The organism is Plectonema cf. radiosum LEGE 06105 (assembly GCF_015207665.1).
Classification (GTDB): Bacteria; Cyanobacteriota; Cyanobacteriia; order Cyanobacteriales; family Nostocaceae; genus Rivularia; species Rivularia radiosa_A.
Genome location: NZ_JADEWL010000226.1, coordinates 1 through 6,901 on the forward strand (window position 1 = coordinate 1; position 6,901 = coordinate 6,901).

The following is a 6,901-nucleotide window of genomic DNA, read 5'->3' on the forward strand; positions in this document are numbered from 1 at the left end:
GGGAGATGGGGAGATAACTCCTAACTCCTAACTCATAACTCCTCATCTTCAATCCAAAATCCAAAATCCAAAATCCAAAATTCTAACTCCTATGCCATTTCGTACCTTCACGACTATCAATTAAGGTAATACCTTGGGCTTGTAATTCGTCGCGGATGCGGTCGGATTCGGCAAAGTTCTTGGCAATTCTAGCTTCTTGTCTTTGTTGAATTTTTTCTTTTATTTTCTCCTCGTTTAAACCGTCATTAGTTAACGTTTGCGATTCGATTTGAGCTTCTAATCCGAGTACATCAGCCAATGTAACTAAAGTGTGCCACATCTTCTGTAATTCTTCGGATGCAGTTTCGGTTTTACCTTGATGTACTAATATATTGCCTTCCTTACCAAGTTCTTTAGCCAGTTCAAATAATACCGTTAAACCGCTAGAAAAATTAAAGTCATTATTTACAGCTTCTCGAAAACGAAAGATGTAAGAATTTTGGATTGGATTTTGAGCAATTGCCAATGCCCTATTTTCATTGTCCCAATTTAATTTTTCACCATATTTATTCCCAAAAACCAACCCTTCCTGTATAGTATTCCAACCATTCGTAGCTGCTTCTATAGCTTCCGAGGTAAAGTCGATGGGTTTGCGGTACTGTGCCATAAGTACAAATAATCTTACCGCCATTGGGTCAACCCCTTGATCGAGTAATTCCCGAATGGTGATAAAGTTACCTAGAGACTTAGACATTTTTTCACCTTCTACTTTTACCATGCCGTTGTGCAGCCAGTAATTAGCTAAAGGTTTACCAGTGACAGCTTCCGATTGAGCGATTTCGTTTTCGTGGTGGGGAAAAATTAAATCGGCTCCCCCTGCATGAATATCAATAGTCTCTCCCAGACGTTCCCTTACCATTGCCGAGCATTCAATATGCCATCCTGGACGACCTTTTCCCCAAGGTGAATCCCAGGAAGGTTCTTCGGGTTTTGCTGCTTTCCATAATGCAAAATCAAAGGGATATCTTTTTTTCTGATATTCTGGATCTTCTACATTTACCCTTTCACTTGCACCGGCTTGCATATCTTCTAATTTACGCCCCGAAAGCTTGCCGTATTGATCAAATTTCTGTACTGCGTAATAAACATCACCATTCGATGGGTAAGCGTAACTTTTATTTTCCAACTCGTGAATTAACCGCTTAATTCCATCCATCGTTTGAGTAGCACGAGGATATTCATCGGCTTCTTTGACATTTAAGCGAGCCATATCCTCAAAATAAGCCTGGATATAACGTTCGGCTACAGCTTCCATGGATGAGTGTTCTACTCTGGCTCGGTTCAAAATTTTATCATCAACATCGGTGAAATTCTGGACGTAACGTACTTGATAACCGCTAAATTCTAAATAGCGTCGTACTACATCCCAGACAATACAAGCTCTAGCATGACCCAAATGGCAGTAATCATAAACCGTCACGCCGCAATAATACATCTTAACTTTTTGCGGTTCTAAAGTTGTAAAGGCTTCTAAGCGACGAGTCAAGCTATTGTAAACTGTTAGGGTCATAACTAAAAAAATTTGAGATTTTAGATTGGAGATTTTGGATTAGATTATAAATGGTTTCAATTTCCCAAATGTGAGTTACGCAATAATTAGGTTAAAGCAGTTTTGCGTTATCACCTAAGCTACATTATTATTTTTACTTCTTTTCTATTTGATTTAACGTTATGACCATGCAATCATCAATAACTTCATCAGATCAACCAATGGAAGCACCGAAACAGGGATTACCAGTCACAATTATTACTGGGTTTCTCGGTAGCGGTAAAACGACTTTACTCAATCATATCTTGAGTAATCAGCAGGGTTTGAAAACCGCCGTTTTAGTCAATGAATTTGGCGAAATTGGCATCGATAATGAGCTGGTAGTCTCCACCGACGAGAACATGGTGGAATTAAATAACGGCTGTATTTGCTGCACCATCAACAGCGATTTGGTAGATGCCGTTTACAAAGTCATGGAACGCCAAGATAATATAGATTATCTAGTCGTAGAAACAACCGGCTTAGCAGACCCCTTACCTGTCGCATTGACTTTTTTGGGAACCGAATTACGAGATTTGACTCGGTTGGATTCCATCGTCACTTTAGTAGACGCAGCAAATTACAGTTTAGATTTATTCAACTCCGATGCTGCTTTTAGCCAAATCGCCTACGGTGATGTAATTGTTCTGAACAAAACCGATTTGGTCAATGAAGCCGATTTGGATGCTTTAGAAGTCAAAATTCGGGACATCAAAGAAGGAGCCAGAATTCTCCGCACCACAAAATCCCAAGTACCTTTACCTTTAATTCTCAGCGTCGGTTTATTCGAGACAGATAAGTATTTTGACGCAGCTGTTGAACATAAACACGAACATCATGACCATCACGAACATCACGAACACAACTCAGAATGCGGTCATGACCACGACGAACACGACCATCATAACCATCATGACCACCACCACGATGATCATTCCCACCATTTAGAAAATGATGGTTTTACCTCAGTCTCATTTGAGAGCGACAAGCCGCTTTCTATCCGTAAATTTCAGTATTTTCTAGATAACCAGTTACCCGAAAATATTTTCCGTGCTAAGGGAATATTATGGTTTGATGAAAGTCCCAAAAGACATATTTTCCACCTTTGCGGTAAACGCTTTACTCTTGATGATGATGAGTGGAAAGGTGAAAAGAAAAATCAATTGGTGTTAATTGGTCAAAATTTGCACAAAGAAGAGTTATTAAAACAGATAGAAAACTGTGTGTGTATTCCTTCGGCTAACAAAGGTCAAGGATTTGGGAAATAACAAAATCCTGTAGAGACGTGATATATCACGTCTCTACAAGGTTTTGGCAATTAATCAAATCTAGCCCTGTATTTTCCTAATCACCCAAGTTGCGAATTATTGCGGTAACCGATAACTGATAACTGATAACTGATAACTGATAACTGATAACTTTGGGAAAAAGTTACATAAGCTATAGAACTGCTAGATTCTTCTGATATAATAAGTAAAACTGATAAATAAATATTACCTGTAATACTTGACAATAAGCAAAATCAAGGGAATTAAATAAAAAATTAATGATTATAAATTTTCTTTTCTGCTTATTCAATAAGTAAAAATGGAATTCCTCTGAATAAAAGGAATTCCACTACGTAATTAGTGACTCATTGATTGGAGTCTTTACAAGTTGATATTTAATAATCAGTAGCCAATATTAGCTATTGATAATTAAATATTGACTAGACAACAGCCATCGGACGGCTACCGGCAGAGTGACGGTCTATAACTTGGTCAATTAACCCATACTCTTGGGCTTCATGAGGCGACATGAAGAAGTCTCTTTCGGTATCTTCACTAATGCGTTCAATGGGTTGACCGGTGTGTTCGGCTAAATATTCATTTAGCTTCTGCTTGTGGTAGAGAATTTCGCGGGCTTGAATTTCGATATCGGTTGCTTGTCCTTGTGCGCCACCTAAAGGTTGGTGAATCATAATTCGAGAATGAGGTAAACTCATCCGCTTACCTTTAGTACCAGCAGTAAGCAAGAAAGCGCCCATACTAGCTGCTAATCCGGTGCAGATAGTAGAAATATCGGGACGGATATGTTTCATGGTATCAAAAATACCCATACCCGCAGTTACTGAACCACCAGGAGAATTGATATACATATATATGTCTTTCTCCGCATCTTCAGCATCCAAGAGCAACAACTGAGCAACAATTAAATTAGCTACATTGCTGTCAATGGGTTGTCCTAAGAAGATGATACGGTCGCGTAGTAACCGTGAGTAGATATCAAAGGCGCGTTCGCCGCGACCAGATTGTTCAATAACGATAGGAATCATGCAGCTTAGTTCTAGTTAATTTACATACATTTTATCGATTACTAAGCTAATTGTTGCTATCAATAGCACAAGAGAAAAAATATTGATTCTCTAATTAAGTGGTTATATCCACTAAAAAAGTAGCACAAGTCACAAATTACATATTAGTACCATAGGCTATCCGGATCAAATCATCATTACAGGTAAAACAATAATACGAGAGAGATATTAATTAATAACTTGAAGTCAAAATGCCATTTATCTACTGGAATAGGAAATAGTCATGTTAAAAAGATTACTACAAGCCACAATCATAACTTTATTACTCAATTTAATCTTCGGTTTAACCTCAAATACCGATGGAGCGATTACTTCAGAAGCGAAACCTCCCTTAGACATACAATCCAAACCAACTGCCAGTATACTTGTTCGTGCTATCAAGTAAATTGCAAGTGATTTGTATTGAAAGCTGACGATCACAACAAAGGTATTTGATTATCAGATAGTAACTATTAGTGTTTGACGTAATTAAATATTCATAATCAGAAGTAAAAGTTTGTAAATTAGGCTTTTTACGTTTTCCAATCATTATCAAGCCTCACCGATATTGATTGTGTAGTTATCCCTTAGAAGTCGGGTTTTTCGGCTAAATATCTCCGGTTAAACAGTTGTAATAAAGGGAGTAGTTCGTTCGGGAGTAGGGGGTAGGAAATAAGGCGTTGCTTCCTCCGGGTATGAATTTAAATTTTGAGACGTTACAGTGTAACGTCTCTACACAGGTTCCGGTTATCCATAAAATTTGATATGACAAGAGAATGATTGTAAAAACCCGACGAATCACCCCAGGAAAATATTGATTGTGCGATTAATTTTCATAATTTACCAGCAGGTTTCACAGATGAATTAAACGATAAACTGAGCTTAAAAGGCTCTTCATATTTTTAGACTCATGACTAATCGTCTTGCTTTTGCTCAAAGTCTTTACCTCCGCAAACACGCGGAAAACCCGATTGATTGGTGGAGTTGGTGTGATGAAGCAATATCTACAGCTAAGTCGCAAAATAAACCAATATTTCTTTCTATTGGTTATTCAAGCTGTCACTGGTGTACCGTAATGGAGGGAGAAGCTTTTTCCGATTTCCAAATAGCTGAGTATATGAATGCTAATTTTCTGCCGATTAAAGTTGATCGCGAAGAAAGACCAGATATTGATAGCATTTATATGCAAGCTTTACAAATGATGAGCGGTCAAGGTGGTTGGCCTTTAAATGTTTTTCTTTCTCCTGATGACTTAGTACCATTCTACGCGGGTACTTATTTCCCTGTAGAAGAACGTTATGGTCGTCCCGGATTTTTACAAGTATTACAAGCAATTCGCCATTATTACGATACCGAAAAACAAGATTTACAACAACGTAAAGCAGTTATTTTAGAATCGCTGCTCACCTCTGCGGTATTGCAAACCGAAACTGTAGCAGAAACACAAGATAATCAACTATTACAAAAAGCTTGGGAAACTTTTACCGGAATCATCACTCCCAATCAGCAGGGTAATAGTTTTCCCATGATCCCCTATGCACAGATGGCATTACAAGGAAACAGATTTGATTTTACATCGAGATATGATAGCAAACAAATTTGTACTCAACGGGGATTAGACTTAGCCCTCGGCGGAATTTTTGACCATGTTGCTGGTGGTTTTCATCGTTATACAGTTGATCCAACTTGGACTGTACCACATTTCGAGAAGATGCTCTATGATAACGGTCAGATAGTCGAATATCTGGCTAACTTGTGGAGTGGAGGTGTCGAAGAACCAAGTTTTAAAAGGGCGATCGCCAAAACTGTACAATGGCTGCAACGAGAAATGACGGCACCCGAAGGTTATTTCTATGCTGCTCAAGATGCAGATAGTTTTATTACACAGGAAGATTTGGAACCAGAAGAAGGAGCATTTTACGTTTGGAGTTACAGTGAATTAGAACAGTTGCTCACTTCAGAAGAATTAACCCAACTAGAACAAAATTTTACAGTTACACCAAACGGTAATTTTGAAGGTCAAAATGTTTTACAAAGACTTAACTCGGAGCAATTAAGCTCCAATGTTGAAGCTATCTTAGAAAAATTATTTGTTGCTCGTTATGGTAACAACAGTAGGGAATTAGAAACTTTTCCTCCCGCAAGCAATAACGAACAAGCAAAATCCGATAATTGGCAAGGTCGTATTCCAGCAGTTACAGATACTAAGATGATTGTCGCTTGGAATAGCTTAATGATTTCCGGTTTAGCGAGAGCTTATGCAGTGTTCTCAGAACCACAATACCTAGAATTGGCAACTCAAGCAACCAAATTTATCTTAGATAATCAATTTGTTGACGGAAGATTTCATCGGCTCAATTACCAAGGTAAACCAAGCATTTTGGCTCAATCCGAGGATTATGCTTTATTTATCAAAGCTTTGCTAGATTTACATCAAGCTTCTTTAAAAACCCAAAACCAATCTTCCTTCTGGTTAGAAAAAGCGATTTCTCTCCAAGATGAATTTAACGAATATCTCTGGAGCATCGAACTATATGGTTACTTTAATACCGCAAATGATGCCAGTCAAGAATTGATTATTCGAGAACGCAGCTACATAGATAATGCCACACCTGCTGCTAACGGAATCGCCTTATCTAATTTAGTACGACTAACTTTAGTTACAGATAATCTTCAATATTTGAATTTAGCAGAACAAGGTTTAATTGCTTTTCGCAAGGTAATGAACAGCACACCTCAAGCTTGTCCCACTTTGTTTGTAGCTTTAGATTGGTATAGAAACTGTACCTTAATTCGTACCGTCAAAGAGCGGATCAACTCCCTAATATCTCAATTTTTACCCGTTGCTGCATTTGTAGAAGTATCCGATTTACCACAAAATAGCATCGGCTTAGTTTGTCAAGGATTAAAATGTCTCGCACCCGCACAAAATGAAGAACAATTATTGCAGCAAGTAGTTTCTAGTTATAAGAGAGGAGAGTAGTTCGGGATGGGGTTCGGGG

Annotated in this window: 5 protein-coding genes; 3 read left to right on the forward strand and 2 right to left on the reverse strand. The window is 38.2% G+C overall.

Going from position 1 to position 6,901, the window contains the following annotated elements:
• Window positions 1-82: 82 nt before the first annotated feature.
• The gene (gene cysS / locus IQ247_RS30730; protein ID WP_193925830.1) at window positions 83-1,549 is read right to left on the reverse strand and encodes a cysteine--tRNA ligase; all 1,467 of its coding nucleotides are present in this window, start codon (window positions 1,547-1,549) and stop codon (window positions 83-85) included.
• Between the two features lie 167 nt (window positions 1,550-1,716).
• Between cysS and IQ247_RS30735 the strand changes: the two genes are divergently transcribed.
• The gene (locus IQ247_RS30735) at window positions 1,717-2,835 is read left to right on the forward strand and encodes a CobW family GTP-binding protein (protein ID WP_193925832.1); all 1,119 of its coding nucleotides are present in this window, start codon (window positions 1,717-1,719) and stop codon (window positions 2,833-2,835) included.
• Window positions 2,836-3,275: 440 nt separating this feature from the next.
• On the opposite strand, the gene clpP is transcribed toward IQ247_RS30735, so the two are convergent.
• The gene (gene clpP / locus IQ247_RS30740; RefSeq protein WP_193925834.1) at window positions 3,276-3,881 is read right to left on the reverse strand and encodes an ATP-dependent Clp endopeptidase proteolytic subunit ClpP; all 606 of its coding nucleotides are present in this window, start codon (window positions 3,879-3,881) and stop codon (window positions 3,276-3,278) included.
• Between the two features lie 262 nt (window positions 3,882-4,143).
• Between clpP and IQ247_RS30745 the strand changes: the two genes are divergently transcribed.
• Both IQ247_RS30745 and IQ247_RS30750 read left to right on the forward strand, forming a co-directional pair.
• Window positions 4,144-4,305 (forward strand): QAALIT motif small membrane protein, encoded by a 162-nt coding sequence (locus tag IQ247_RS30745; RefSeq protein WP_193925836.1) that lies wholly within the window; start codon window positions 4,144-4,146, stop codon window positions 4,303-4,305.
• 504 nt (window positions 4,306-4,809) lie between these two features.
• Entirely contained in the window at window positions 4,810-6,882 is a 2,073-nt protein-coding gene (locus tag IQ247_RS30750; protein ID WP_193925838.1) for a thioredoxin domain-containing protein, read from the forward strand.
• The last annotated feature ends 19 nt before the right edge of the window (window positions 6,883-6,901 follow it).

Excerpts from the sequence above, each read along its gene's own strand:
- IQ247_RS30745 (WP_193925836.1), top strand. The coding sequence starts at position 4,144 with ATGTTAAAAAGATTACTACAAGCCACAATCATAACTTTATTACTCAAT.
- IQ247_RS30750 (WP_193925838.1), top strand. The coding sequence starts at position 4,810 with ATGACTAATCGTCTTGCTTTTGCTCAAAGTCTTTACCTCCGCAAACAC.
- cysS (WP_193925830.1), bottom strand. The coding sequence starts at position 1,549 with ATGACCCTAACAGTTTACAATAGCTTGACTCGTCGCTTAGAAGCCTTT.
- IQ247_RS30735 (WP_193925832.1), top strand. The coding sequence starts at position 1,717 with ATGCAATCATCAATAACTTCATCAGATCAACCAATGGAAGCACCGAAA.
- clpP (WP_193925834.1), bottom strand. The coding sequence starts at position 3,881 with ATGATTCCTATCGTTATTGAACAATCTGGTCGCGGCGAACGCGCCTTT.